The sequence below is a fragment of the Parahoeflea olei genome (genome assembly GCF_001703635.1).
Taxonomy (GTDB): Bacteria; Pseudomonadota; Alphaproteobacteria; order Rhizobiales; family Rhizobiaceae; genus Hoeflea; species Hoeflea olei.
In genome coordinates, this window is sequence record NZ_LQZT01000048.1 from 144,237 (window position 1) to 170,935 (window position 26,699).

Below are 26,699 nucleotides of genomic sequence, written 5' to 3' on the forward strand. Positions count from 1 at the left end.
CGGCTGGCTCATGTGGCGATGGCCGGCAAGCTCAAGTCCGGCGCACCGTCGATGCACGAGCCATCGCAGACACTCTCACCTGCAAACCTCCACCTCAAGCCAGATGGTGGCTGATGCGGTGCTTCCCTTTCAGGAGTGTGGGGCGGGCTTGATCGACCGGAGCGCGCGCTTGCAGATGCGGGCGGTGGCAGGAACCGGGCTTTCGAGGGTCCAGCGGGCGCAAAGCGCCTGCACCCATTCCGGCCGGTCCTTCGCGGCATCGTTGAGCCAGTTGCCAACCGAGTCCTGCACATAGAGGGAGGGATCGGCGCGAAGCGGCTCGAGAACCGCGAGCCCGAGGTGCGGCTCGTTCCTGAGCACCCCGATATGCGCGCACCAGACGCCGCGCGGCCGGATCGCCTCCGACGCGAATCGGCGAATGCGCTCCGAAGGATCCGCGGTCCATGCGGACAGCAGCGCGATCGCGCGGTCGAGATCGGCGGCAAGGTGCGGCCGCACGGCCATCCATGACCATTCCCGTACCCCGAAATGCCGGTCATCGGCATAGGGACGCATGGCCACGAGCCTGTCCGCCAGCGACATGTCGGAGGCCATGCCGATCAGGAAACAGGCCCAGCCGCGGGCCGTGTCGGACGGGTGTCGCTGAAGCCGATCCGCCGCGGCATCGCCCAACGCGTCGCGGATCAACCGCGCCGCAAGCGCCATGCGCCTCGATATGCCTGTCGCCGCGGCACGGTCCATCTCGGCCAGGGCATCCGCGCCGATTTCCGGCAGGACATTGCGCAGGAGCGCCGCAAAATCGACCGCGAGGCATTCCGTCAGCGTCGCGGCTTCGACAGTTCCGGCATTGAGACAGGCGAGGCGGTCCGGCGCGATATCCCTGACGCCCCGCCCTGGGGTCTTCGTTCCGCTCATCCGCTGCCATCCACATCAGGGCCCAGCCGCCGATTTGCGGCATCGAGATTGCGCCAGACGCGCTGCAGCAACCCGCTCAGCGTCTTCCGCTCGTTCACGGTAAAACCTTCGAACAGGGAGGCGACCCATTGGGCATGTTCGCGGAACAGATCGCTCGCCATCTCTTGCCCAACGGGTGTCAATATGACGGCGATCTTGCGCCGGTCATCGAGGCCCGCGCGCCGGGCGATGAAGCCGTCCCGCTCCAAGCCGTCGAGAAGTCCGGTGATCGTCGCGCGTGTCACCCCCGCGCGTGCGGCCAGTTCATGCGGCGACAGGCCATCGGGCTTGTCGTGCAAGAGAAACATCAGCACGAACTTGCCTTCGGAGAGGCGGTGCCGCGCAAGCCGGACGGCACAATCACGGTCGATCGCACCGGTCAGCGCCAACAGTTCGAAACACGCACGGATATTGTCCGTGGGCGCGATCGACTGGCGCTCGGCTTCTTCCAGCAACGCCCGGTGTTTTTGCTCAAGCCTCTTTTCCATGTGGCGCCATATAATATGGTGCCTAATTTTCGTCAACCCATTGCGCGGACCACGGCGCCGATAGAGTGTTCCCCGCCCCCATCGGCTGCCCGCAACGGGTCACATCCGATCGCCATGCCATCCCGACCCGCGCCAACCGGGTCAAAGCTTCAGGCCCTAGAGCCAGGAGGCCCGGCACCGCCCTCACTCGGCCGGTTCCCCGCCAAGCGTCGCCGTGAGGCGGCGCCGGGGCGACCAGCGTCCGTTCAACACGCCATAGGCGAACAGGCCGATCACCAGTCCCCAGAAGGCGCCGCCGACCCCGAGCATGGTGATGTTGGCGGCCGAGGCGAGGAAGGTGATCAGCGCCGCTTCCCGCGATGCCGGGTCCGCCATGGCGCCGGCGAGGCTGCCGCCGATGGTCCCGAGCAGCGCCAGCCCCGCCAGCGTGGTGATGAAGGTCGCGGGGAAAGCCATGAAGATTGCCGCAAGCGTCACGCCGAAGATGCCGACCAGAACATAGAAGGCTCCCGCCGCGAGGCCGGCAATCCACCGTTTCGAAGGGTCCTCATGCGCCTCCCGGCCGGTGGCGATGGCGGCCGTGATGGCAGCGATGTTGAACGCATGCGAACCGAACGGCGCCATCAGAAGCGAGCCGAGGCCGGTCACGGTGACGATCGGGTTGGCGCTGGTCTTGAAGCCATCGTTGCGCAGCACCAGCATGCCCGGCATGTACTGGCCGGTCAGCGTGATGAGGAACAGCGGCAGTGCGACGCTCAGGGTGGCGTTGAGCGTGAACTCGGGCATGGTGAAGACCGGCAGGGCGAGCTTCAGTTGAAGGCCGGAAAAATCGATCCGATGCTGCAGGAGCAGGAACACAAGCCCGATCGCCAGGATGCCGACCACGGCATAGCGGGCGGACAGGCGCTTGAACAGCAGATAGGCGACCACGAGCAGCCCGACCAGAAGCGGGTCCAGGCTTGCGCCGCCGAAGGCGCCGATGCCGAATTGCAGCAAGATCCCCGCCAGCAGGCCCGAGGCAATGCTGGCCGGGATCAGCCGGATGACTTTCTCGAAACAGCCCGACAGGCCCAGCAGCACGAAGGCTGCGGCCGAAATCATGTAGGCCCCGACCGCCTCGGCATGGGAGGTGGTGGCAAGCGCCGTCACAAGGAAGGCCGCCGCCGGCGTCGACCAGGCGGTGATGATCGGCTCCCGGTAGCGCCAGCTCAGGATCAGGCCGGTCAGGCCGACACCGATCGAAACCGACCAGACCCAGGAGGCCGTCAGCTCCGGGCCAAGGCCCGCCACCCGGGCCGCCTGAAAGACCAGGATGAAGGTTCCGCCATAATTGACGATGACGGAAATCAGCCCGGCGACGACGGGATGGGCAAGATCCTTCAGCAGGAACGGCGACGGGGCTCGACTGGACGACATGGCTCTGGGGATCTCCGAAAGAGGGCGCGAAGCGGCTGCGAAGGCTTGACAACTAGCCGGCAAATGGCCTGTTGGGCCCTGCCATTGAAGCAACGAGGTCCAGACCATTTGTTCAAGCACTCTGAGCTCGATTCCGTGAAGGCATGGCTTGCCCATCCCGCTCATGCGGCAGCCCCGCTGCACGCGCGCATCCAGCGGGCGATCCGGCACCTGATCCTCGAGGGTGCGCTTGGACCGGGAAAACCGCTTCCGGCATCGCGCCCGCTCGCCAAGTCGCTGGGGGTCTCGCGCGACACGATCGAAGCCGCCTATGCGCAGCTTCACGCCGAAGGCTTCATCGAGCGCCGCGTCGGCAGCGGCAGTTTCGTGGCGGAAATGACGGAGTTCGCGCCCGGATACCGGCGTGCCCGGCGCGATGCGCGCCCGCGCGCCGAGGCCGCGAACCTCAGCCGCAGGGGCGAGGCCGCATTCCGCAGCGGAGGCGTCCGGGAGAATTTGCTGCCCCGCCCCTTTGCGCCCGGGGTGCCGGACACGCGCGGTTTTCCGCTTCCGCTCTGGGAGCGTCTGGAACGGCAGGTGCTGAAGGAAACCGGCACGCAGGCGCTGCTGCACGGCGATCCGCAAGGCGCGGAGCCGCTGCGGCGGACGATCGCGGATTATGTGAACCTCGAACGCGGCGCGCGGGCCACGGCCGATCGCGTGCTGGTGCTGACCAGTTCGCAGCAGGCCATGACCCTGTGCGCGACCATGCTGCTCGATCCCGGTGAGGCGATCTTCATGGAAGACCCGGCCTATTACGGCGCGCGCAAGGCGTTCGACGCCGCCGGGCTCGACTGCGTGCCCGTCCGCGTCGATCACCAGGGCATCGCGGTCGAGCCGATCCTGGCAGAACCGCGCCGGGCACGGGCCGTCTACCTGACGCCCTCGCACCAGTTCCCCACCGGCGCGACGCTGGCGCTCGACCGCAGGCTGGCGCTGATCGAATGGGCGGCCGGGCAGCAGGCGTGGATCATCGAGGACGATTACGACAGCGAGTTCCATTACGCGGGCAAGCCCACCGCCTGCGTGCAGGGCCTCGATCCCCATGACCGGACCATCTATATCGGCACCTTCACCAAATCGCTGTTTCCGGGCTTGCGCATCGGCTATGTCGTGCTGCCGCCGCAGCTGGTGCAACCGATGACCGTCGCCCGCACGCTGCTGGACGGGCATACCGCCTCCATGGCGCAGCTGACGCTCGCCCGCTTCATGGAAGGCGGCCATTTCGGCGCACATGTGCGCAGCATGCGCGGCATCTACGCGCAGCGGCGCGATGTGCTGTCCGGGCTGGTCCGCAAGCATTTGTCCGATTTCGTGAAGCCCAGGGTCCCGGTTGGCGGTATGCAGATGCCCTGCGTGCTCACCTGCGGCATGTCCGAAGCTGCGGCCCTCGATGCGGCCCGCCGCGCGGGTGTCGACCTGTTGGGCCTTTCCGCCCTGCATGCGGCCGGCGACGGCGAGGCCGGCTTGCTGATGGGCTTCGCCGCCTACACGCCGGCCGAACTCGAGATCGCGGTCCGAAAACTCGCGAACGCGCTGCGGTCGGTGAAGTCCCGGGCATGATCGGCCTGAGCATGAATGGTCTGGGCATGAATGGTCTGGATATGGCGAAGATAGTGGATGGGAATCCCAGACCACTGCCGTGATAGGGACCGGCAGTCGCAGGATATTGCTGCGGCACGCATTCCTGCCGGACCCGCAGTGGAGATCAGCCATGGCACCATCGACAGCCACCCCCTTCTGCCCACCCCCCGCCGAAGGTCGTGCCGGACACGCCAGGCTGCCCGATGGCGACAATCCCGTGTTTGCCGCCATTGCCGCCGAACGGGACCGCCAGCGCAGCAGCATCGAACTGATTGCATCGGAGAATTTCGTCAGCCCCGCCGTGCTCGAGGCCCAGGGCTCGGTCCTCACCAACAAATATGCAGAAGGCTATCCGCATCGCCGCTATTATGGCGGCTGCGCCAATGTCGATGTGGTCGAGGACCTCGCCATCGAGCGCCTGAAGCAGCTGTTCGGCAGTGCCCATGCCAATGTGCAGCCGCACTCGGGCAGCCAGGCCAACCAGGCGGTCTTCCTCGCGCTTCTCATGCCCGGCGACACCATCCTCGGCCTCGATCTCAAGGCCGGCGGCCACCTGACCCACGGCGCGGCCGTCAATCTGTCAGGCCGCTGGTTCAATGTCGTGAGCTATGGCGTGGATCCGGAGAGCCACGTGATCGACATGGACCATGTCGCAGAGCTTGCGCGAAAGCACCGCCCGAAACTCTTGATCGCCGGCGGATCGGCCTATCCGCGCATCCTGGATTTCCCCCGGTTCCGCGAGATCGCGGACGAGGTGGGCGCGGTCCTGATGGTCGACATGGCGCATTTCGCCGGGCTGGTGGCCGGCGACGTCTATCCCTCGCCGATCCCCTTTGCCGATGTCGTCACCTCGACCACGCACAAGACCCTGCGCGGGCCGCGCGGCGGCTTCGTCCTGACCGATGATGCCGGCATTGCAAAGAAGATCAACTCGGCGCTCTTTCCCGGGCTGCAAGGCGGCCCGCTGATGCATGTGATTGCCGCCAAGGCCGTGGCATTCGGCGAGGCGCTCGACCCGTCGTTCAAGACCTATGCGCGGGACGTCGTCGAGAACTGCCGCGTGCTGGCGCAGACGCTTGCGGACGGAGGGCTTGCGATCACCAGCGGCGGCACCGACTGCCATCTCGCCGTGGTCGATCTGCGCCCCTTGGGCGTCACCGGCAACATTGCGGAACAGGCGCTCGAATCGGTCGGCATCACCCTCAACAAGAATGCGATCCCAAACGACCCCGAGAAGCCGATGATCACGTCGGGCATCCGGGTCGGCAGCGCGGCGGGAACCTCGCGCGGGTTCGGCGTGGCGGAATACAGCCAGATCGCAACCATGATGCTCGACACGCTGCACGCCGTGCGCGGCGGAACGCTCGACGCCGAGAGAGAGCGCATCGCCGGCCGGGTGTGCGCCCTTGCCGGGCGCTTCCCGCTGCCCTACTGACCCTGAAGCCGGGAGCCTGATCCGATATGACAGCATCCTTGCATGTCGCGCTTTCTGCCGGGGATATCGCCCGTTTCGGCCCCGACCCCGCCGCAGCCTTTGCCGCCAACCTGCAAGCCGTCAGGACCCGCATCGCGGCTGCCTGCGCAAGATGCGGACGGGCCACAGATGACGTGCGGCTTCTTCCGGTCACCAAGACGGTTCCGGCCCATGTCCTCAAGCTCGCCTATCAGGCCGGGATTTCGGACTTTGGCGAAAACAAGCTCCAGGAAGCGCGTGACAAGCAGGCGGAGCTGAGCGACCTGCCGATCCGCTGGAGCATCATCGGTCACCTGCAGACCAACAAGGTGAAGTATCTGGTTCGGCTGGCAACCGAGTTTCACGCGCTCGACAGCATCCGCCTTGCGGAGGAATTGAACCGCCGGCTCGACGCGCTCGATCGCAATCTCGATGTGTTCGTTCAGGTGAACACCTCCGGCGAGGCCAGCAAATACGGCCTGCATCCCGACGACCTCATCGCATTCGCAAAACGCCTGCCCGACTATCCCCGGCTCCGGCCGCGCGGCCTGATGACGCTGGCGGTCTTCAGCGGGGACACTGAGCGGGTTCGGTCCTGCTTCCGCCTGCTGCGCACCCTGAGGGAAGAGGCCATGGAAGTTCATTCCGGCCTGTCGAGCCTCTCCATGGGCATGTCGGGCGATTACGAGATCGCCATCGAGGAAGGGGCCGATGTGGTGCGCGTCGGCCAGGCCATATTCGGCCCGCGCCCGACCGGTGCCGAGCTGTACTGGCCCGGCGCGGCCCCGGCCTGATCGCCGACGGACCGCCCGGCCGTCATCCAAGGCCGCGCCGGTATCGGTGCTGGCGAGCATCCGGATGGTTTGGCCGGATCAGGATGCGGATTCGCAAATCCGCGTCCTAGACGATCTCGACATTGACGTTGGATGCGCGAAACAGCGCGAGCGCATCGGCCGGTATCTCGCCGGTCAGGATGACGAGATCGAAATCGGTGATCTCGGCCACATAGTTCAGGGCGCTGAACTGGAACTTGGTGGCGTCGGCAAGCAGGATGCGCCTGCGCGCGACCTGCATCATCGTCTGCTTGGCCCGGACAACGATTTCATCGGGCGTATAAAGCGAGAGACCCTGGATCGTTGTGGTCGACAGGATCGCCACATCGACATGGTAGGAGCGGATCGCCTTTTCGCAATTGGCGCCGAAATAGCCGTGATAGCCGGGATGGTAGCGACCACCGGTCGAGACCAGATCGATTTCCGGCGTATGCCGCAGCCGTTCGAGGATGGGCGCGGCATTGGTCACCACCGTCAGGGGGGCCACCTCATGCAGGTAGTCGCTCAGGTGATAGGTGGTGGTGCTGTCGTCGATCAGGACGGCGTTGCCGGGCTCGAGATGGGCCAGGGCCGCGCGCGCCAGCCGCCTCTTGTCCTCCACGTTCTTGCGTCCGCGGTAGTTGTAGCTGCTTTCGAACAGCAGCGACTTCTCTGCCGACACCGAGCCGCGCAACCGGCGCACCAGCCCCTCCCGCTCCAGCACGGAAAGGTCGCGATGAACGGTCATCAGGCTGACATCGAGCATTTCGGCCAGATCGCGGATCTGCGTCGAGGATCCGCCCATCAGGACCTGGATGATTTTCGTGCGCCGTCGCTCCGCCTTGGAGGGCGCGGCATCGGCGTCAGCATCCAAATTGTTATGATCGCGCATTGCTTCTCCCATCCAATTTAACATTTTCCTGTATCGGACAATTTCTGATCGCTGTCTAATCATTTCTGCCAGCTTCACCACCCCTGATAAATATTCATAAATTTCAAATGTTTAGTGATTTTTCGGAGCATTTTCAGGCGCAACACATCGTTCGTGCCACTTTGCACCTGCGGTCACAAATGTCGCAATGCAACATATATTTCGGTATATAAAACAAATATATTGATATCTGTAACGTGCGCTGCTAGCGTTTGGCCTTCCGGTTCGGACAGGCTCCGAGATCAACCGGACCCCGTCGAGAGACGGGACCATGCGCCCCCCGGCATCCGCACGATGTCGTTCGGTCCGGCAGGGAGGCGCGGATCGGCAAGATGGCCGCGACTGCGCGGCGAGAGTGAGGGTGACATGGCAGATCTGGACGACATCAAGGACGGCAAGGACTGGGGCCGGGAGCAGCCGGCGGACACGTCGCGCTTCTTTCTGAAAGGCAATGCGCATCATGACTGGGGCATGAAGGCGCGGCTTTCGCAGATTTTCCGCCCCGACACGGGCCGCACCGTCATGCTCGCCTTCGACCATGGCTATTTCCAGGGGCCCACCACCGGACTGGAACGGCTCGACCTGACGATCGCGCCGCTGGCCGCCCACGCGGATGTGCTGATGTGCACGCGCGGCGGCCTGCGCAGTTCGATCCCGCCGGAGGCGGGCAAGCCCGTGGTGCTGCGCTGCTCGGCCGGCAACTCGATCCTGACCGAACTCTCCAACGAACTCGTCAGCGTCGAAATCGACGATGCCATTCGCCTGGGCGCCTCCGCGATGGCCGCGCAGGTCTATATCGGCGCGGAATACGAACACAAATCCATCGCCAATGTGGTCAAGCTGATCGACACCGGCACCCGCTACGGTATCCCCACCATGGCGGTCACCGGCGTCGGCAAGTCGATGGCGCGCGATGCCCGCTATTTCGGACTGGCCACCCGCATCGCCGCCGAAATCGGCGCGCAATTCGTCAAGTCCTATTATGTCGACGAAGGGTTTGAGCGCATCACGCTCGGCTGCCCGGTGCCGATCGTCATCGCCGGCGGCAAGAAACTGCCGGAGCGCGAGGCGCTGGAAATGGCCTACCGCGCCATCGACCAGGGTGCCGCGGGCGTCGACATGGGTCGCAACGTCTTCCAGTCGACCGATCCGGTGGCGATGCTGGCCGCGCTTGCGGCGGTCGTGCACGAAGGCAAGACCGGCGAAGAAGGCTTTGCGCTGTTCCAGGATCTGCGGAGCGACACTTCCGCCTGATGGCACCGGCGCCCCCGCGCCGGGCCTCCCCCCTTGCTGGCTCCGGAAACCTGATATCAAGGACATCGCATGAAGAACCTCTGGAACGAGGCCGAGGCCGCCAAGGCGGAGACAGGCCTGGACCTGCGCGCCTATTCATCGCGCCTGATCGGGCGCGATCCGGCGCTCGTCCTGCACGGTGGCGGCAACACGTCCTACAAGGGGACTGCCACGGACCGCTTCGGCGTCTCCAGACAGGTCATCTGGGTCAAGGCCAGCGGCTTCGATCTGGGGACCATGGGCGTCGAGGGCTTTACCGCCCTCGAACTGCCCGCGCTGCTGGCGCTGGCCGAGCTCGAGACCCTGTCGGACGGCGACATGGTGGCGGAGGTCAAGCGCGCGCGCCTCGACCCGCAGGCCGCGGCCGCCTCCATCGAGGCCATCGTCCATGCCCTGGTGCCCGCCACCTATGTCGACCATTCCCACGCCGACGGCGTGCTGACGATCTCCAACAGCGTCAACGGCACTGCCCTGCTGCGCGAGATCTACGGCCTCCGCGTGATGATCCTGCCCTATGTCAAGCCGGGTTTCGACCTGGCGCGGCAGATGCGGGAGGCGATCCTCTCGCCCGGCTTTGCCGATGCCGAGGCGATCATCCTCGAGCATCACGGGGTTTTCACCTGGGGCGAGAGCGCGCGCGAAAGCTATGACCGCATGCTGGCAATCTGCGCCACGGCGGAAGACTGGCTGTCGGCGCATGTCCCGCCGCTGCCCGCGGCGGCAGCCCCGGGGACCGATCCGGTCGCGGTGGCCCGCCTGCGCGGCCATGTCAGCCGGATGGCCGGACGCGCCATGATCTCGCGGCCCGCCTCCGCGCTGCCGGTCGGGGAGATCGAGGGCATCGCCACGCTGTCGCGCCACGGCACGCTGACGCCGGAACATGTCATTCACAACAAGCCCTTCCCGCTCGTCGTCGGCGACGACCTCGAACGCGCGCTCGAAACCTTTGCGGCGGAGTACAACGCCTATGTCGCGCGCGGCGACGATCGTCTGACGCCGCTGCCGCCGCACCCGCACTGGGCGATCCTGCCCGACGGCGCAGTGCGCAGCTTCGGCCCTGGCCTGGCGCGCGCCACGGTGTCGGCCGATGTCGCCGCGGCCAATCTTCGGGCCTTGCGCCGCGCCGCACATCTCGGCGGCTGGCAGGGCCTTGAAGAAAGCGACCTGCGGGCGCTCGAATACTGGGAACTGGAACAGGCCAAGCTGAAGGCCCAGGGCACGCCTCCGCCGCTGGCGGGAAAGATCGCGGTGATCGGCGGATGTGCCGCCGGCATCGGCCGCGCCACGGCGGAAGCCTTGCGGGAGCGCGGCGCAATCGTGGTCGGGCTCGACATCAATCCCGCCGTCGAGGACTTCATGAACCGCCCGGATTTCCGCGGGGTCACGGTCGACCTCACGGACGAGGCGAAGGTCACCGCGGCCCTGCACCAGGCGGTCGCCGATTTCGGCGGGCTCGACATTCTCGTCTCGAATGTGGGGATCTTCCGCGCGGGCGCCACCATCGAAGTGCTCGAGGACGCGGCCTGGGAGGCCTCCCTGGCGGTGAACCTGACCTCGCATCGCAAGCTGCTCAAGCAGGCGATCCCGTTCCTCCGCCACGGTGTCGATCCGAGCGTCGTCTTCATCGGATCGCGCAATGTCATGGCGCCGGGCGCCGGCGCGGCCGCCTATTCCGTCTCCAAGGCCGGGCTGACGCAGCTGATGCGGGTGGCAGCCCTGGAACTGGCGCCCGAGGGAATCCGGGTCAATGCGATCCATCCCGACGGCGTCTTCGACACCGACCTGTGGACGCCGGAAGCTTTGGCGACCTCGGCACGGCGCTACGGGCTGACGATCGAGCAGTACAAGGCGCGCAACCTGATGCAGACCGAGGTCGCGTCGCGGGATGTGGCGCGCGCCGTGGCGGCGCTGGCAGACGAGACATTCTCCCGCACCACGGGAGCGCAGATTCCGGTGGATGGCGGCAACGACCGGGTCATTTGACCCCGAAGGGCCGCGGGCGGAAGCAGATGGCGGCTTGACGCCGGCCATCAAAGAATGTCGGCAGGATGGTCCTGTCGTCGAGCAAGCTCTAGAAGGAGGATATGATGCGAAGCTTACTTATGGGATGCACGGCTCTCGCCGCGCTGTGGCTGACCGCAGGATCGGTCTCTGCCAAGGACTACAAGGTCGCCGTCATCCGGTGGGACCCGAACGACATCTATTTCAACGGAGTGGCGCTCGGCCAGGAGCAGGAGGCGAAGCGCATCCAGGCCGAGAACGGCGATACCATCACCTTCAACGTCTTCGGCGCCAATGACGCCAGCGAACAGTTGAAGGCGCTGCAGGCGCAATTCGACAGCGGCGTCGACGGCGTGCTGCTGACCCCCTGGCGCGGCGAGGCCATGCGCAGCATCGTCAAGCAGCTGCAGGAAGCCAATGTCCCGGTGGTCACCACCAACGCCTGGGTTCCCGGCGTGAAGCAGACCTTCGTGGCCTTCGACAACGAAACCGCCGGCCGCCTTGGCGGCGAAGCCCTTGTCAACCGTCTCGACGCGCTGCGCGGCGAGGGCTGGAAGGACGAAGGCGGCGTCTTCATCGAGCTGCGCTGCATCATCACCGCGTCGTTCGACATCGCCCGCCACACCGGCTATCGCTCGGTGCTCGATCCGATCGCCAAGGACCATCCCAACGTGAAGATCGGGAAGATGGCGGAAGCGATCAGGAGGGGCCGCGCCCAACGTGAAGATCGTGGAGCAGGAAGCCGGGTGCGACGGCGGCAAGGCCCGCAAGTTCGTCGACGACGTGATTTCGCGCGAGGGCGCCGACCGGATCCTGGGCGTCGCCAGCATCGACGGCACGATGGGGATCGGCGGCGCCGTTCCCGCCTTCAAGGCGCAGGACCTGCTCGCCCCGATCGACGATCCCAAGCACATTCCGGTCGCCACGATCGACGGCACCGTGCCGGAATTCCAGTCGATGGCGCGCGGCGAGATCGACCATATCTCGGTTCAGCCCGCGACCGGCGAAGGCGTCGTCTCCATGCGCGTCCTCTACGCGCTGATGGCCGGCAACGACCTGCCGGCCGAAGGCAATGTGCTGCGTTCGGACGAGGATCCGCTGTGGGCGCCTGTCAAGGTGCTGACCCCGGAGGCGATCGAGGGCGCATGGTACCAGACGCAGGCCTACAGCGTGCCCGGCGATGCCGGCTACGATGACCCGCGCAACTGGGCCAACGAGATGTCGGTCGAACAGACCGGCAGCATGCCCGACTTCGGCAAGTAACATCCCCGGGCTGCGGGCGCGCAGGCGCTCGCAGCCCTTTCTCGAACGGGAATTCAAATGACTCTGGATCCTTCGCTGAGCTTTGCCGTGCAAGGCGTGACGCGCCGGTTTCCGGGCGTCCTGGCGGTCGACGCCGTCGACCTGGGTGTCCGCAAGGGCGAGATACATGGCCTGATCGGCAAGAACGGCGCCGGTAAATCGGTTCTGGTTTCCCTCGTGGCCGGCTTGCTCGCACCGAGCCAGGGCCGGATCGTGACCGGGTCCGGCGCGCTCACCCCGACGCAGTCCGGGCCCTCGCGCGCCAAGAAGCTCGGCATCGCCCTGGTGACCCAAGAGCCGGCCTTCGCTGCCGACCTTTCGGTCGCCGACAATCTTTTCATGGGACGCCACCCCGGCGGGCGGTTCAACTTCCTGTCGCCGTCGGTGGCGCGCCGGGAATCGGCCTTCGTGATCGCGCAACTGGGCCTGCGCGCGCGCCCGGAAGCCCGCATGGGCGACCTGCCGCTGGAAACCCAGCAATTGCTGGCCTTCGGGCGAGCCGTCTTCATCGAGAAGGCGTGCACCATTCTGCTCGACGAGATCACCGCGTCGCTGACCAACGAACGCAAGGAAAGCCTGCTCGGCCTGTTGCGCCGCCTGATCGACGACAGGCCCGAGCTCTCCTTCGTTCTGATCTCGCACCATGTCAGCGAGGTGATGGGCTTCACCGACCGGGTGTCTGTCATGCGCGACGGCAAGCGCGTCGCCACGCTCGACACGGCACAAACCAACGCCAGGGAACTCGCCGACTGGATCGTCGGCGATGTCGCCCCGGCCGAAATCAACTATGCGGCGCAGCCCGAACTTGCCGCGCCGCCGGTGCTGACGGTCTCAGGGCTCACGGCGGGCAGGAGCCTCCGCCGTCTCGACCTGGAGCTTCGCCGCGGCGAGGTGCTCGGCTTCGCCGGGCTGGAAGGGTCGGGCAAGGACGACGCCATCGAGGCGCTCTACGGGCTGGCGCCGAACCACGGCGGCAGGATTTCGATGGATGGCACCGAGGTTGACCTCAAAAGCCCCAAGGCCGCGCAGGCCGCCGGCATTTCCTTCCTCCCCAAGCACCGCGAGGAACAGGCGGTGATCCAGAACCGCTCCGTGCTGGAGAACGCGATCATTGCCGGACTGCCGGCGCTGACGAACCGACTCGGCTTCGTGCGCCGCGCGGAATGCAGGCAGGTCGCGCAATCCATCGTCACCCGCCTCGAGGTCAAGACCCCGGGTCTCGATGTGCCGATCGACGGCCTCTCGGGCGGCAACAAGCAAAAAGTCCTGCTCGGCCGGCTGTCACTGACGGCGCCGAGCCTGGTGCTGCTCAACGAACCGACGCGGGGCGTGGACATTTCCGCAAAGCCGCACATTCTCAAGCTGGTGCGCGAGGATCTGGCGCGCGAGGCCGGCGTCATCATGATTTCCGAGAGCGAGGAAGAGCTCGTCGAAATCTGCGACAGGATCCTGATTTTCTATCAGGGAGAAGTCGTCCGTGAATTGAAGCGCGGCATGCCGGGCTTCGACGTCGAGACGATCTACAAATCGATACAGGGCGTGGAGGTGCCGGTATGACTTCAGTGAACAAATTCGTTTTCCTCGTTCTGGAAAAGCACCTGATCTGGGCCCTGCTTGCGCTGTTGTGCCTGGCCGGACTGACCGTTCCGGGCTTTTTGTCGACCCGCAACATTCTCAACGTGATGTGGGCGGCCGCGCCGCTCGGCTGCATGGTGCTGGGCCTGTTCTTCGTGCTGCTGACGGCCAATGTCGACCTGTCGCTCGAATCCACCTTCGCGCTCGCGCCTGCGCTGGCCGTGGTGTTCTTCTTCCAGGGGCTTTCGCTCGAAAGCTACCCGGTCCTGGCGGTTTTCGGCACATTGGCCTTCGGCGCGCTGTTCGGGCTGGTCAACGGCGTCTTTTCCGTCAAGCTCCAGGTCAGTTCGTTCCTCGTCAGTCTCGGCACCATGCTGCTGATGCGGGGCATCGTCGTCTACCTGATCCCCGAAGGCGTCTATTACCTGCCGGAAGGCTATGTCTATCTCGGTTCCTCCAAGCTGTTCGGGGTTCTGCCGGTGGCGGTCCTGGTCTGGGGCGCGATCCTGCTGCTGGCCTGGCTTCTCATCGACCGTCACCGCCTGGGCAAGGACATCCTCGCGCTCGGCAACAACGAACACGCCGCCTTCGTCGCCGGGGTGAACATCGAGCGCACCAAGATCATCTGCTTCGTCATTGCCGGCTTCCTCGCCGCGCTCGGCGGGTTGCTCGAGGTCGGACGGATGGAATCCGTCGTCGCCGACATGGGCCAGGGCGACATCATGATGGTGTTTGCCGGCACCATTCTCGGCGGCACCGCGCTCACCGGTGGCAAGGGCAATGTCGGCGGCGTGTTTGCCGCGGTGCTGGTGATCTCGATCATCGAGAACCTGATGAACCTGCACGGCGTGCCGCCGTCGATCCGGCAGGTGGTGTTCGGCGCGGTGCTTCTTGTCGCGATCTATCTGGCGAGCCTGCAGGAAAGACTGCGCCACGCCCGGCTGGAGTCGTGACATGCCGGTCTATCTTCTCGGCCTCGACAGCGGACTGACCGTCACCAAGGCCGTGGTCTTCCGCGACGACGGTTCGGTCGTCGCCACCGCCACCCGCAAGATCGGCCAGATCGAGGCCAGGCCGCGCCATGTCGAGCGCGACATGGCGGACCACTGGCAGGCCTCTGCCGCCGCCATCCGCGAGGCCCTGGACGCCGCCGGCAGCAAGGTCGGACACACGGTGGCACCGGCCGCCGTTTCGGTGACCGGGCATGGCGACGGGCTCTACCTCGTCGACCGCGCCGGGGCGCCGCTCGGCCTCGCCGCCACCTCGCTCGACAGCCGGGCCCAGCCGGTGCTGCAGCACTGGGACCAGACAGGGCTTTCGGCGCAGGCGCTGCCCCTGACGGGACAACGCCCCTTTGCCTCCTCGCCCGCACCGCTGCTTGCCCATCTGCGCGAGCACGATCCCGAGCGCTTCGGCCGCATCGCCGCCATCCTGTCGTGCAAGGACTGGCTGCGCTATTGCCTGACCGGACGGATCGCGACCGATTTCACCGAGGCGAGCGTCGCCTTCACCGACATCCGCACCCAGCGCTACAGCAGCCAGGCGCTGGAGCTGTTCGGACTGTCCGCGATCGCCGGCGCGTTGCCTGAGGTGCTGATGCCCGACGAGATCGCCGGGCATGTGAGCGACGAAGCCGCCCGCGCCACCGGGCTTGCCGCCGGCACGCCCGTTGCCGCCGGGCTGCATGACGTCACCGCCTGCGCGGTCGGTTCCGGCGTCATCGCCGCGGGCGCGATCGCCATTGTCGCCGGCACCTACTCGATCAACGAGATGCTGGTCGATGCGCCGGAAGTTTCGCTCGGCTGGAACGCGCGCAACGGATTGCGCCCCGGCCAGTGGATGAACATGTCGGTCTCGCCGGCCTCCAGCGCCAATCTCGACTGGTTCCTGCGCACCGCCGCCAGGGATGCGCTGCAGGACGGCGATCCGTTCGCGCAGCTCCAGGCGGAACTTGACGCCGTGGCCGATGATCCCTCCGAGATCGTCTATCTGCCCTATCTCTACGGCTCGCCGCACGCGCAGGACGTTCCCGCCTGTTTCCTGGGATTGCGCGGCTGGCACGGCCGCGGGCACATGCTGCGGGCCGTGGCCGAAGGCATCGTCTTCAACCACCGGCATCATGTCGACCTGCTCGACCCCGATGGCCGGATCGACCGCGTCCGCTTGACCGGCGGCAGCAGCCGCAATCCGTTCTTCGGCCAGCTCTTCGCCGACGTCCTCGACCGGGTCGTGGAAGTTCCGGAAATGCCCGAAGCCGGCGCGCTCGGCGCCGCCATTGCCGCCGGGATCGCCGCCGGCGTCTACACGGACTGGGAGGAGGCGCGACGGCGCACCAACCCGGACTTGCGCACCTACCGGCCCGGCAAGGCCGTCACCGGCCTGCGCGCGGGATATGAGCGCTATCGCGATGCGGTGGACCTCTTCATGAACCGGAACGGAAAGGCGCAGGCCGATGAACAGGGGTGAAGCGACGCGCGAAAGCCGGCTCGGGATCCTGCGCAACACCAGGCATGTGCCCGTCCTCATCGTGGGCGGCGGCATCAACGGGGTGGGCACGTTCCGCGACCTCAGCCTGCAGGGGGTGGATTGCCTTCTCGTCGAGAAGGACGATTTCTGCGCCGGCGCCAGCCGCGCGCCCTCCCGCATGATCCACGGGGGGCTGAAATACCTCGAAACCGGCGAATTCCGCCTGGTGCGGGAATCGGCACAGGAGCGCAACAGGCTCTTGCGCAACGCCGCCCATTACGTCAGTCCGCTCGAGATGATCATTCCGATCCATTCGTGGATCGGGGGTATCTTGCCAGCCTTTCTCAGGATGCTGCGCCTGCCGGCCAGGATGAAGGAGCGCGGCGCGCTGGTCATCAAGATCGGCCTGTGGCTCTACGATCTCTACGGCGCGCTCCACCGGGTCATGCCGCGCCATCGCATGATCGCCCGCCAGGATATCCTGCGCGAAATCCCGGACCTGGACCCGAGTCTGAAGATCGCCGCCTCCTATTATGACGCGTGGATCACCTCGCCCGAGCGGCTTGTGGTCGAACTCGCGCTCGACGGCATGGCCGCCAATTCCGGCAGTCTCGCGCTCAACCATCTGCGCTTCACTGCCGTACGCGGCAATCTGGTGGAATTGCAAGACGCCGAAACCGGCGAGATCTTCACCCTCACATGCGACGTGATGGTCAATGCCGCCGGCGCCTGGATCGACCGCGTGAACGGGGCCTCGGGCGCCGGCCGCAGGATGATCGGCGGCACCAAGGGCAGCCACCTGATGCTCGACCTGCCCGCCCTGGCGCAGACGCTGCAGGGCAGGATGATCTATTTTGAAGCCGAGGGCGGACGGATCTGCATCCTGTCCAATTTCATGGGACATGTGCTGCTCGGCTCCACCGACATTCCGGTCAACGATCCGGACGGCGTGATCTGCGACGACGACGAGGTGGACTATCTGCTCGACGCGTTCCGCCGGCTTTTCCCGAAGGTCCCGGTCGACCGCTCCAGCATTTTCTTCAGCTATTCCGGCGTGCGCCCCCTGCCGGCCAGCGATGCCGCCGATCCGGGGGCTGTCAGCCGCGACCACTCCATGCCCGAGCTTGCCCCGCAGGGCGACCGCAGCTTCCCGATCCTGTCGCTGGTGGGAGGCAAATGGACCACCTTCCGCGCGTTCTCGGCAGAAGCGACCGACACGATCCTCGACCGCCTGGGCCGTCGCCGGACCCAATCAACCGCGGATATCGCGATCGGCGGCGGCGAAGGCCTGTCCCAGGCCGCCGCCCCCACCGAGGCCCTGCTGTCGGCGATCACCGGGGAAACCGGGCTGGCACGGGCGCGGGCGCAGCAGCTTGTCGCCCGTTACGGCACCCGCGCGAAAGCGGTGGCGAAGGCGGTTGCGGAGGGAGAGACATTCCTCGTCGCCCTGCCCGAGTTTTCGCGCGAGGAGATCGCCTTCATCTGCAAGACCGAACTGGTGCTTCATGCCGAGGACTTCCTGTTCGGCCGAAGCTCGGTGTTTCTGGAGCGCCCGCTCGGCCGCGAGGCCCTGGTGGAACTGGTGGAGGCGATCGGCGCCTGCTCCGGCTGGGACGGCGCGCGGCAGACAGAGGAAGTCGAGCGGCTGGCCGACCGGTTCCGCCGCCTGCACCGGATCGACGTTTCCGCCTCCGAAAACCGTAAACCACGCTTCGTTTAGACAGCGCAGGGACCGGTGGCGCGGCAGCGGCGCAAGGCTCACTGCCTCGAGAGCGAAATCCGCCTGGCCCCGTCGATGATCGTGTCGGCCAGTTCGGAGAGGCCGGGCTTGCGGAAGTGATCGGCGGCGTTGACCAGCACCAGGCAGCCGCGCACCTTTCCGTTCTCATCGAAGATCGGCGCGGCGATACCGCCGTTCTGCGGGTCGATCTCGCCGATGCTCAGCGAATAGCCGGCCTTGCGGATGGCCTTGAGGTTGGCCTGGAATTCCGACCAGTTCCTGCCGAGCCTGGCCGAGCGGATCTCATCGGCCTGGTTGACCATCAGGCTGCGCAGCCGGTGGTGCGGCTGATAGGCGAGGATCGCCTTGCCCGCCGCGCCCTTGAGCAGCGGCATCGCCCGTCCCCGGTCATAGCTGGTCATGATGGTGCGGTCCGGCCAGGCCTGGTCGATGCAGATGACGCTGCCCGCGTAATAGGCGCAGACCATCAGATTGCCATCCACCTTGGGCAGGAGTTCGGCCATCACCTCGCCGGAGCGAATCAGGAAGGGATCGCTCCGGCGCATGGCGCGGTCGAGCTGGATGATCCGGGGGCCGAGGCCGTAGCCTCCATCGACGGTCTGGGCGGCGAGGCCGGCGCTGGTCAGCGCGCGCAGATAGCGATAGGCCGTCGGCACCGAACACTCCAGCGCCGCAGCGATCTCGTCTATCTTGATCGGTCCCTCGGCGGCCTCCAACACGTCAAATATCGAGACCAGCCGCGTTACGGTGTCCAAACCTGTTTCTCCGGATTCCTGTCGCGCCCAGCCTAGCTTCTGGCGAAGCCGCCCCCCGGCGTCAAGCGGGCCGTGACGAGACGCCTCAATGCATGTGCATGCCCCCGTTCACGTCGATCGCCGCGCCGGTCACATAGGCGGACAGGTCCGAGGCCAGGAAGGCACAGGCACCGGCCACGTCGACCGGGGAGCCGAACCGGGCCAGTGGCGTGGCCTTGAGCATGGCTTGCCGGGTCGGTTCGTCAAAGGCGCTCTTGTTCATGCTGGTGATGATCACGCCGGGATTGACCGCGTTGACGCGGATGCCGGCCGGGCCCAATTCACGCGCCATGCTTTTCACCAGCGCCAGAACACCGCCCTTGGACGCGGCATAATGAGGACCACCCAGGAGCCCGCCCCCGCGTTGGGCTGCAATCGAGGCGATGCAGATGATCGAGCCGCCCCGTTCCATGCCGGGCGCCAGCACCTGGACTGTGTTGAGCATGCCATAGAGATTGACGTCGAGCGTGCGTTGCCAGTCGTCCCGGGTGATTTCGGAGAGCTTGCGCGCCTGGGCGATGCCGGCATTGTTGAGGATGACATCGAGACGGCCGAAGCTCTCCCGCACCGTGCCGGCCACCGCTTCGAGCGCCTCGCGATCCCGTACATCCGCCGACGCGGCGATGGCCACTCCAGGCCCGTTTTGCGCGCACAGGATTTCGGCGGCCTGTGCGCAGGCGGCTGCATCCAGGTCGACAATGGCAACGCGGGCGCCCTCCTGAACGAATTTTGTCGCTGTCGCGAATCCGATTCCTTCCGGATGCGCAGCACCGGTCAGGACCGCGGTTAAACCCTTCAACATCATGACACTTCTTCCTTTCATTGCGGCTCCGCCTGCGCGCTTGCCAGTCAGTTCACTGGCTTTCGGAGATGGAACGCCTCAGCAGCCGGATAAAAATTATTGACATATGATAATTCTAAAAATTATTGTCATGCAATCAATTTGGGAGGAAACTTGATGACCGAGGAAAAAATAGTCCGTGCCGCTCTCGCCATGCCTGAAGGCCTGCAGCGACGCGTCTTTCTGAAACTGGCCGGCATTGCCGGCATCTCGCTTGCCGCCACTCCGGCGCTGACGAGAATGGCCCAGGCGGCCGCGCGCGGAAAAATCGCCAACCAGGTATCGACCCCGGCCAACGACTACTGGAATGTCTGGACGCAGGCCTTCAACCGCGCGGCCACCGCCCTCGATCTCGACGCCCAGGAACTGTTCCACCAGAACGACACGGCGCGGCAGTTGTCCCAGGTGCGCAGCCTTCCGGCCAACGGCGCGTCGATGCTGATCGGCTGCGTCAATCCGGCGGGCTCGCTGCCGATGGTCGCGAAATACTGCCAGGAAAACCGGATCCATTACGTGCCGAGCTGGGAAGCACCGGCCTGGTTCACGCCCCCCGATGTCGGCGACTATTTCGTGTCCTTCGTGACCCCGAACTCGGTCGAGGGGGCCTATGAAGTCGCCAAGGCGCTGTTTGACAGCGTCGGCGGCGAGGGCAAGATCGTCCACATCGCGGGCCTTGCCACGCCCACGGACACCTATCGCACCGCTGGCCTGATGCAGGCGGCCAAGGAATATCCCGGCATCGAGATCGTCGGCGGCCTGCGAGCCGACTGGGATCGCCAAAAGGCGCGCGACGTGATGCTCTCGATGATCACGGCGCATCCCGACATGAAGGGCGTGTTCGCCCAGAACGACAACATGGCGCTTGGCGTGATCAGCGTCCTGCGCGAGCGCGGACTGGCCGATATCAAGGTCAGTGGCGTCGACGGACTCCCCGAAGGCCTGCAGGAAGTGGCCAAGGGCGAGCACATGGTCGCGACCCACACCTCGCTGCCGCCGTATGGTGCCGGCTTCACCACGGTGCTCGCCTTCGATGCCATGAACGGATGGAAGCCCACCCTGGGCGAACGCCTGTTGTTCACCGGCTCAGCCCTGGCGACGCCGGACAATGCCGGCGGCATTGCCGCCGCGATCTACGGGGAAGGCGACGATCCGTTCGACTGGGCGCTGATGAGCCGGACGCTCAATCCGGACAAATGGGATCCGCAGAACAAGATCACGGCCATCGACCCCGAGGTCTTCTGGGGGCCGTTCCCGGACAATCGTGACCAGCTCAATCCCGCCTACAAAGGCGCGGCCGCGGCCGGGGTGTTCGCCGACGTCGATGCGCTCTACGCGGAGCACTACAAGACCGGCCCGGTCAAGTCCTGATCCCCGCACGCCAGCCCCATGTCCAATTCCGAGCAAATCGCCCTCGAACTCGACCGCGTGTCCAAAAGCTATGGGCCGCTGGTCGCACTGCGGGATGCCTCCATCCGGCTCAAGCGCCACAGCGTGCTTGGGCTGGTGGGGGAGAACGGTGCGGGGAAATCGACCATAATCTCGATCGTCAACGGCACGCGGGCCCCCTCCGCGGGCACGCTCAAGGTGAACGGGACGGTCGCGCAGTTTTCCTCGCCGGCGGAAGCTGCCCGGCTTGGCATTGCCACCGTGTTCCAGGAACAGGGCCTGGTGCCCAACCTCAAGGTCTATGAAAACATCCTGCTGGGGCGCGAAAAGCAGTTTTCGCGCCTTGGCGTCCTCAATTCGGACGGCATGGCGGCTTTCGCCACACTCGTTTTCGACGAATTGGGGCTGCAGATCGATCCGCGCTGCCGCACCGGCGACCTGTCCTTCGGCCAGCGCCAGCTTGTCGAGATCGCAAAGGCCTTCTCGCTCGGCCATCTCTATCCGGTCGAACCCATCGTGCTGCTCGACGAGCCGACCAGCGCGCTGTCCGACCAGGAAACGGAAATCCTGTTCGCCTCGATCCGCCGATGGAAGGAAAAGGCCTCCATCCTGTTCGTCTCGCACCATCTCAGCGACGTCTTCGAAGTCTGCGACGATGTCGTGGCGCTCAAGGACGGCAGCGTGAGCGGACAGTGGCGAATCGAAGACACCGATGCCGACCGGATCCACGAGGCAATCGTCGGACGCCCCAAACTCGCCGGCTACTACAAGGAAGCCGAGCAGCGCCTTGTCCCGGGCGCTCCGGTCCTGGTGGCGGAGGGAATCACGGTTGCCGGCGAGCTCGATGACATCAGCTTCACCCTGCATGAGGGGGAAATCCTCGGCGTGGCCGGGGTTCTGGGATCGGGCAAGACAAGCCTTGCCGCCGTTCTGTCCGGAACCAAGGTGCCCTCGTCAGGCAGCATCCGGCTGCATGGGGAGCCGTTGAGCTTCGGCAACCAGGCGCAGGCGGTGGCGCGCGGCATCGGCACCGTGCCGGCCGAGCGCAACAGTTCGGGCGCGATCGGCGTGCATTCGGTGGAATGGAACATGGCGCTGCCGTCCTTGCACAAGCTGCGCCATGACAAGGCCCCGGTCCTGTCCGCTGCCCGATCGGCCAGCATGGCGCAGGGCTGGATCGAACGCCTGGGCATCCGCACGCCGGATAGGCATGTGCAAATCCGCAACCTCTCCGGAGGCAACGCCCAGAAGGTGGTCTTCGCCAAATGGATGGAACGCGGGGTCCGCGTGTTCGTGCTCGACGATCCGGGGCGAGGACTCGATGTCGGCGCCAAGGAAGAAATCTATGCCTTGTTGCGGGAACTGGCGGCCCAGGGTGTCGCCATCCTGCTGGTGTCGGACAACCTGCCCGAACTGATCGGGCTGTCGAACCGGATCCTCACCTTTCGCTCAGGCAGGATTACCTCGGAGATCGCAACGCCCCCCGCCGCCAAGCCGGACGAGGCCACCGTCGTGCGTGGCATGGTTTAATCAGGACTAGATACAATGAGCAGCAACGCCCCCACTTCGCCGGCTCGCACATTCTCGCTGTCAGACTGGCTGCGGCACAATGCGATTTCGCTTTACCCGTTCATCGTCATTGTGGTGCTTGTCGCCGCTTTCGGCATCCAAAACCCCTATTTCGCCACCTTCGACAATGCGATGAATATCGGGCGGCAATCCTCGGTGCTGCTTCTGGTGTCGCTGGCCGGCACCATGGTCATCATGATCGGCTCGATCGACCTGTCGGTGGGCTCGATCGTCACGCTCGCCGGCATTGTCGCAGCGCTTGCGCTGGATCCGTTTGGCCCTCTCACTGCCATCGCCGCGGGCGTGGGCATCGGCGTTCTGGTCGGCCTGATCAACGGCGCCATTCTGGTGCAGCTGAAAGTGCCGTCGTTCCTGGTCACCCTGGGCATGCTGTCGGTGCTTTCGGGCATCGCCAACATGATCGCCGGCGGCACCTCGATCATGTTCATGGACTTCTCCCTGACCGATTTCGTCAATGCCACCGTCCTGCTCGGTGTTCCCAACATCATCGTCATCGCGCTGCTGGCGGCCGCCATTCTCACCTTCGTCGCCTTCAAGACCGTGCTGGGACGCTATCTGTTTGCCATCGGCGGCGGCGAGCTGGTCGCCGCGAATGCCGGCGTGCCGGTGCAGCGCTACAAGCTGTTCGCCTTCATGCTGTCGGGAGGCCTGTGCGGCCTTGCCGGCGTGGTGCTGACCGCGCAGGTCGGCGCGGGCACTCCGACCGCGGGGGCGAACATGCTGCTCGATTCGATCGCCGCGATCGTGATGGGCGGAACGGCGCTGTCGGGCGGGATCGGCGGTCCGCACAGGACCATCCTCGGCGTCCTCGTCATCGCCATTCTGAGCAATGGCATGGACGTGGTCGGCGTCAACAGCTTCACCCAGGAAGTGGTCAAGGGCGCCGTCATCATCCTGGCCGTGGCCTCAACCATCGACCGCAAGAAATATCAGTTCATCAAGTAAGACGCTGTCAAACCAAGGAGACCCTTCATGGCTGCCGAAGACGTACCGGTGATCACCCGGAAGCACGAGTTGGACAACAATACCGGCCAGTCCGGCGATTGCGTGCGCAAATCGGGCGTCAGCCCGCAGCACACGCCGGCCACAAAGATCTGGTTCGGGCGCGTGTCCAACGAACCCGGCTTTCGCTCGCCGCCGCATCACCACGGCGAGGCCGAAACCGGCGGCTATGTGCTCAAGGGCAAGGGACGGATCTATTTCGGCAAGGACTTCACACAGTTCGTCGACATGGAGGAAGGTGATTTCGTTTTCGTCCCGCCGTTCATGCCGCATGTCGAGGTCAATATGAGCACCGAAGACGAGCTTGTCTGGCTGACCGCACGGACCCCCGACAATATCGTCGTCAATCTGCCGGATGTTCCGGACGAAGCCCTGGAAGGCTATCGCCGCGCCTGATCGCGGCAGCTATCAAGTTACCAAACGGGAGGCCAAGCATGAGCAACGACATCAGGCTCTACATGCTCGATACGGGCATACTGAAGTGCAACTACCACGACATCTACCTGAACGGGGCGGACAAGCCGCACGAGATCCCGGTTCCGTTCTATGTCATCACCCATCCCAAGGGACATGTGGTGATCGACGGGGGCACGCCGGTGGAGTGCGCAAGCGATGCCGCTGGCCATTGGGGGGAGGTGGCGAAGTTCTTCACGCCGGTGCTGACTGAGGAACAGGGCTGCGTCGCCCAGGTGGAGAAGCTGGGCCTGGCGCCGGAGGACATCCGGTATGTGGTGCTGTCGCACCTGCATCTCGACCATGTCGGGGCCGTGGGACGCTTTCCGAACGCCACACATGTGGTCCAGAGGGTCGAATATGAATATGCGCACGCGCCGGACTGGTTCGCCTCAGCCGCCTATATCCGACGTGATTTCGATCGCCCCGATCTCGACTGGCTGATCCTCGAGGATGCCTGGGGGGATTTCTACGACCTGTTCGGCGACGGCTCCGTGATCCTGATCCGCTCGCCCGGCCATACCTGCGGCCACCAGTCGATCCTCGTCACCACCTCCGCGGGCCAGTCGGTTCTGCTGGCGGTGGATGCCGCCGACACGCTCGACCATTTCGAGGAGAAGGTCCTGCCCGGTGCGCTGCATTCGGCCATCGATGCGGTGCGCTCGGTCAAGAAGCTGCGCGCAGTGCAGCGCAAGACCGGTGCGCTTGTGGTCGCCGGCCACGATGCGCAGCAGTGGTCGGAGCTGAAAAAGGCGCCCGACTATTACTAGCAACGGATGGGGCGAGCCCCGTCCCTGAACGCTTCTTGCGTCTGGTGTGGCGCGCGGGACCTTCATCCCGAACAGCCAGGGCCTGCGCCACACCGGACCATTCGAACAAGGCAAGATCCATGAAACTTCTCAGAATAGGCGCGTCTGGCCAGGAACGCCCGGCGGCCCTCGACGGCGAAGGCCGGCTGCGGGACCTCTCCGCGCATGTCGCCGACATCTCCGGCGAAGCCTTGTCGGAGGAGGGATTGCAGCGCCTCGCCGCGCTCGACCTCCGCTCGCTGCCGGAAATCGACCCGGGACAGCGCATCGGCGCCTGTGTCGGCGGCGTCGGCAAGTTCATCTGCATCGGGCTCAATTATATCGACCATGCGCACGAGACCGGGAAGCAGGCACCGCCGGAGCCGATCGTGTTCATGAAGGCGACCAGCGCCGTGTGCGGACCGAACGATCCGATCGAGATGCCGCAGGGCTCGGAAAAGCTCGACTGGGAAGTCGAACTGGGCGTGGTGATCGGCCGCCGTGCCAAATATGTCGCCGAGCATCAGGCGCTGGCGCATGTGGCCGGCTACTGCGTCGTCAACGACGTCTCGGAGCGCGGCTTCCAGTCCGAACGCGGCGGGCAGTGGACCAAGGGCAAAAGCCACGACAGTTTCGGGCCGATCGGTCCCTGGCTCGTCACCCGCGACGAGATCGCGGATGTCCAGGATCTCGACCTCTGGCTCGAGGTCGATGGCCGGCGGATGCAGTCCGGCACCACCGCCAACATGATCTTCTCCGTGGCGCATCTGGTCTCCTATCTCAGCCGGTTCATGACGCTGGAGCCGGGCGACATCATCGCCACGGGCACCCCTGCCGGCGTCGGCATGGGCCGGTCTCCGCAGCTGTTTCTGAAACCGGGCAACGCCCTTTCACTCGGCATCGACGGGCTCGGTCGGCAATCGACCAGCGTCGTCGCCGCAGCCCAGCAGACGTGAGGAATCCCGTGATGATCGAACTGGTTGGAAAGACGGCGATCGTGACCGGCGGGGCGCGCGGCCAGGGGGCGTGGGAGGTGCGCAAGCTGTCGGAAGCGGGCGCGGCCGTCATCATCGCCGACATTCTGGAGCAGGAAAGCAAAAGCCTCGCCTCAGGCCTTGCGGCGGAAGGCCGGCAGGTGCGGTTCTGCGCGCTCGACGTTGCCAGTCCCGATCAGTGGCAGTCGGTGGTCGAAGAGATGGAGGCCTGGCAGGGTCGTCTCGACATCCTGGTCAACAATGCCGGGATCGTGAACCGCAAGTCCATCATCCAGATGGATCTGGAGACCTGGAACCGGGTCATCTCCATCAATCAGACCGGCGTGTTCCTCGGGCAGAAGGCGGTGGCCGACCTGATGCGGCGCTCGGGCGGTGGCAGCATCATCAACATCGCCTCCAACAGTGCCTTCACGGCCCATCAGGACCCGGCCTATACCGCCAGCAAATGGGCTGTCCGGGGACTCACGCGCAGCGCGGCTTCGGAATTTGCGGCATGGAACATCCGGGCAAACGCGATTTGCCCCGGCCTCGTCGTGACCGACCTCAACCGCGGCGCCCCGCATCTGCAGCCGATGATCGCGGCGACCCCCTCCGGGCGCGCCGTGGAAGCAGAGGAAGTGGCCAATCTGGTGCTGTTCCTGGCCTCCGACCTCGCGACCTCGATTACCGGCGAGGACATCCTGATCGATGGCGGCTTCAGCGCCCTGAGCGCCTATCGCGGCGTGCAGCAGGCGGGGAAGACCGCCGTCTGACAGGCCGGCCGCCCGGCGCCGCGAAGCCGCCAACCACGCGGCC

The 26,699-nt window shown here is 65.6% G+C and carries 22 protein-coding genes and 2 pseudogenes; 18 read left to right on the forward strand and 6 right to left on the reverse strand.

The genetic code is table 11. The annotated features are described in order from the left end of the window. Positions 1-129 precede the first annotated feature (129 nt). The 3 genes from AWJ14_RS19165 to AWJ14_RS19175 all read right to left on the reverse strand — a co-directional run bounded on the left by AWJ14_RS19165 (position 130) and on the right by AWJ14_RS19175 (position 2,858). Positions 130-915, reverse strand: a complete 786-nt coding sequence (locus AWJ14_RS19165) for a DNA alkylation repair protein (RefSeq protein WP_066183165.1) — start codon at positions 913-915, stop codon at positions 130-132. Next, positions 912-1,442 (reverse strand): MarR family winged helix-turn-helix transcriptional regulator, encoded by a 531-nt coding sequence (locus AWJ14_RS19170; protein ID WP_066183168.1) that lies wholly within the window; start codon positions 1,440-1,442, stop codon positions 912-914. Before AWJ14_RS19170 ends, AWJ14_RS19165 begins: the two co-directional genes overlap by 4 nt. A gap of 183 nt (positions 1,443-1,625) precedes the next feature. Further along, positions 1,626-2,858: a benzoate/H(+) symporter BenE family transporter gene (locus AWJ14_RS19175; RefSeq protein ID WP_066183171.1), complete on the reverse strand. Its 1,233-nt coding sequence runs from the start codon at positions 2,856-2,858 to the stop codon at positions 1,626-1,628. Positions 2,859-2,966: 108 nt separating this feature from the next. On the opposite strand from AWJ14_RS19175, the gene pdxR reads away from it, so the two are divergent. From pdxR to AWJ14_RS19190, 3 genes and pseudogenes are all read left to right on the forward strand, one after another. Then, the gene (gene pdxR, locus AWJ14_RS19180; RefSeq protein ID WP_066183173.1) at positions 2,967-4,460 is read left to right on the forward strand and encodes a MocR-like pyridoxine biosynthesis transcription factor PdxR; all 1,494 of its coding nucleotides are present in this window, start codon (positions 2,967-2,969) and stop codon (positions 4,458-4,460) included. Between the two features lie 235 nt (positions 4,461-4,695). Further along, a pseudogene (gene glyA, locus AWJ14_RS19185) lies at positions 4,696-5,916 on the forward strand (serine hydroxymethyltransferase); the annotation flags it as partial. A 26-nt stretch (positions 5,917-5,942) separates the two neighbouring features. After that, on the forward strand, positions 5,943-6,728 hold the full coding sequence (locus tag AWJ14_RS19190) for a YggS family pyridoxal phosphate-dependent enzyme (protein WP_066183179.1): 786 nt from the start codon (positions 5,943-5,945) through the stop codon (positions 6,726-6,728). A gap of 106 nt (positions 6,729-6,834) precedes the next feature. On the opposite strand, the gene AWJ14_RS19195 is transcribed toward AWJ14_RS19190, so the two are convergent. Continuing rightward, on the reverse strand, positions 6,835-7,638 hold the full coding sequence (locus AWJ14_RS19195) for a DeoR/GlpR family DNA-binding transcription regulator (protein ID WP_066183182.1): 804 nt from the start codon (positions 7,636-7,638) through the stop codon (positions 6,835-6,837). Positions 7,639-8,043: 405 nt separating this feature from the next. Between AWJ14_RS19195 and lsrF the strand changes: the two genes are divergently transcribed. The 8 genes and pseudogenes from lsrF to AWJ14_RS19235 all read left to right on the forward strand — a co-directional run bounded on the left by lsrF (position 8,044) and on the right by AWJ14_RS19235 (position 18,034). Further along, positions 8,044-8,931 (forward strand): 3-hydroxy-5-phosphonooxypentane-2,4-dione thiolase, encoded by an 888-nt coding sequence (gene lsrF, locus AWJ14_RS19200; protein WP_066183185.1) that lies wholly within the window; start codon positions 8,044-8,046, stop codon positions 8,929-8,931. Between the two features lie 69 nt (positions 8,932-9,000). Then, entirely contained in the window at positions 9,001-10,953 is a 1,953-nt protein-coding gene (locus AWJ14_RS19205; RefSeq protein ID WP_066183188.1) for an SDR family oxidoreductase, read from the forward strand. A 119-nt stretch (positions 10,954-11,072) separates the two neighbouring features. After that, positions 11,073-11,573 (forward strand): annotated as a pseudogene (locus AWJ14_RS23145) (sugar ABC transporter substrate-binding protein); the annotation flags it as partial. A 118-nt stretch (positions 11,574-11,691) separates the two neighbouring features. Further along, a complete protein-coding gene (locus AWJ14_RS23030) occupies positions 11,692-12,234 on the forward strand; it encodes a substrate-binding domain-containing protein (RefSeq protein WP_066183197.1) in 543 nt (180 codons plus the stop codon). Between the two features lie 57 nt (positions 12,235-12,291). Then, complete coding sequence (locus tag AWJ14_RS19220) at positions 12,292-13,830, forward strand: sugar ABC transporter ATP-binding protein (protein ID WP_066183199.1); 1,539 nt, start codon at positions 12,292-12,294, stop codon at positions 13,828-13,830. After that, positions 13,827-14,801: an ABC transporter permease gene (locus AWJ14_RS19225; RefSeq protein WP_066183202.1), complete on the forward strand. Its 975-nt coding sequence runs from the start codon at positions 13,827-13,829 to the stop codon at positions 14,799-14,801. Before AWJ14_RS19220 ends, AWJ14_RS19225 begins: the two co-directional genes overlap by 4 nt. A gap of 1 nt (position 14,802) precedes the next feature. Continuing rightward, entirely contained in the window at positions 14,803-16,314 is a 1,512-nt protein-coding gene (locus AWJ14_RS19230; protein ID WP_066183205.1) for an FGGY-family carbohydrate kinase, read from the forward strand. Next, complete coding sequence (locus AWJ14_RS19235) at positions 16,301-18,034, forward strand: glycerol-3-phosphate dehydrogenase/oxidase (RefSeq protein ID WP_066183208.1); 1,734 nt, start codon at positions 16,301-16,303, stop codon at positions 18,032-18,034. The genes AWJ14_RS19230 and AWJ14_RS19235 overlap by 14 nt, the downstream gene beginning before the upstream one ends. A 38-nt stretch (positions 18,035-18,072) precedes the next feature. Here the strand turns inward: AWJ14_RS19235 and AWJ14_RS19240 are convergent, their stop codons facing one another. Together AWJ14_RS19240 and AWJ14_RS19245 are read right to left on the reverse strand one after the other, a co-directional pair. Then, positions 18,073-18,810 carry an IclR family transcriptional regulator gene (locus tag AWJ14_RS19240; RefSeq protein ID WP_066183210.1) on the reverse strand — a complete coding sequence of 246 codons (738 nt, stop codon included), beginning with the start codon at positions 18,808-18,810 and terminating at the stop codon, positions 18,073-18,075. Between the two features lie 85 nt (positions 18,811-18,895). Then, positions 18,896-19,654 carry an SDR family NAD(P)-dependent oxidoreductase gene (locus tag AWJ14_RS19245; RefSeq protein WP_066183213.1) on the reverse strand — a complete coding sequence of 253 codons (759 nt, stop codon included), beginning with the start codon at positions 19,652-19,654 and terminating at the stop codon, positions 18,896-18,898. A gap of 153 nt (positions 19,655-19,807) precedes the next feature. On the opposite strand from AWJ14_RS19245, the gene AWJ14_RS19250 reads away from it, so the two are divergent. The 7 genes from AWJ14_RS19250 to AWJ14_RS19280 all read left to right on the forward strand — a co-directional run bounded on the left by AWJ14_RS19250 (position 19,808) and on the right by AWJ14_RS19280 (position 26,656). Beyond that, positions 19,808-21,058, forward strand: a complete 1,251-nt coding sequence (locus AWJ14_RS19250; RefSeq protein ID WP_083220374.1) for a sugar ABC transporter substrate-binding protein — start codon at positions 19,808-19,810, stop codon at positions 21,056-21,058. Between the two features lie 18 nt (positions 21,059-21,076). Then, a complete protein-coding gene (locus AWJ14_RS19255) occupies positions 21,077-22,606 on the forward strand; it encodes a sugar ABC transporter ATP-binding protein (protein ID WP_066183223.1) in 1,530 nt (509 codons plus the stop codon). Positions 22,607-22,621: 15 nt separating this feature from the next. After that, positions 22,622-23,611, forward strand: coding sequence for an ABC transporter permease (locus AWJ14_RS19260; protein ID WP_083220375.1), 990 nt, complete (start codon positions 22,622-22,624; stop codon positions 23,609-23,611). A gap of 27 nt (positions 23,612-23,638) precedes the next feature. After that, the gene (locus tag AWJ14_RS19265; RefSeq protein WP_066183226.1) at positions 23,639-24,064 is read left to right on the forward strand and encodes a cupin domain-containing protein; all 426 of its coding nucleotides are present in this window, start codon (positions 23,639-23,641) and stop codon (positions 24,062-24,064) included. Positions 24,065-24,102: 38 nt separating this feature from the next. Next, a complete protein-coding gene (gene attM / locus AWJ14_RS19270; protein WP_245304371.1) occupies positions 24,103-24,891 on the forward strand; it encodes an AttM family quorum-quenching N-acyl homoserine lactonase in 789 nt (262 codons plus the stop codon). A 119-nt stretch (positions 24,892-25,010) separates the two neighbouring features. Next, on the forward strand, positions 25,011-25,865 hold the full coding sequence (locus tag AWJ14_RS19275; protein ID WP_066183229.1) for a fumarylacetoacetate hydrolase family protein: 855 nt from the start codon (positions 25,011-25,013) through the stop codon (positions 25,863-25,865). 11 nt (positions 25,866-25,876) lie between these two features. Continuing rightward, on the forward strand, positions 25,877-26,656 hold the full coding sequence (locus tag AWJ14_RS19280; RefSeq protein ID WP_066183233.1) for an SDR family NAD(P)-dependent oxidoreductase: 780 nt from the start codon (positions 25,877-25,879) through the stop codon (positions 26,654-26,656). Positions 26,657-26,699 lie beyond the last annotated feature (43 nt).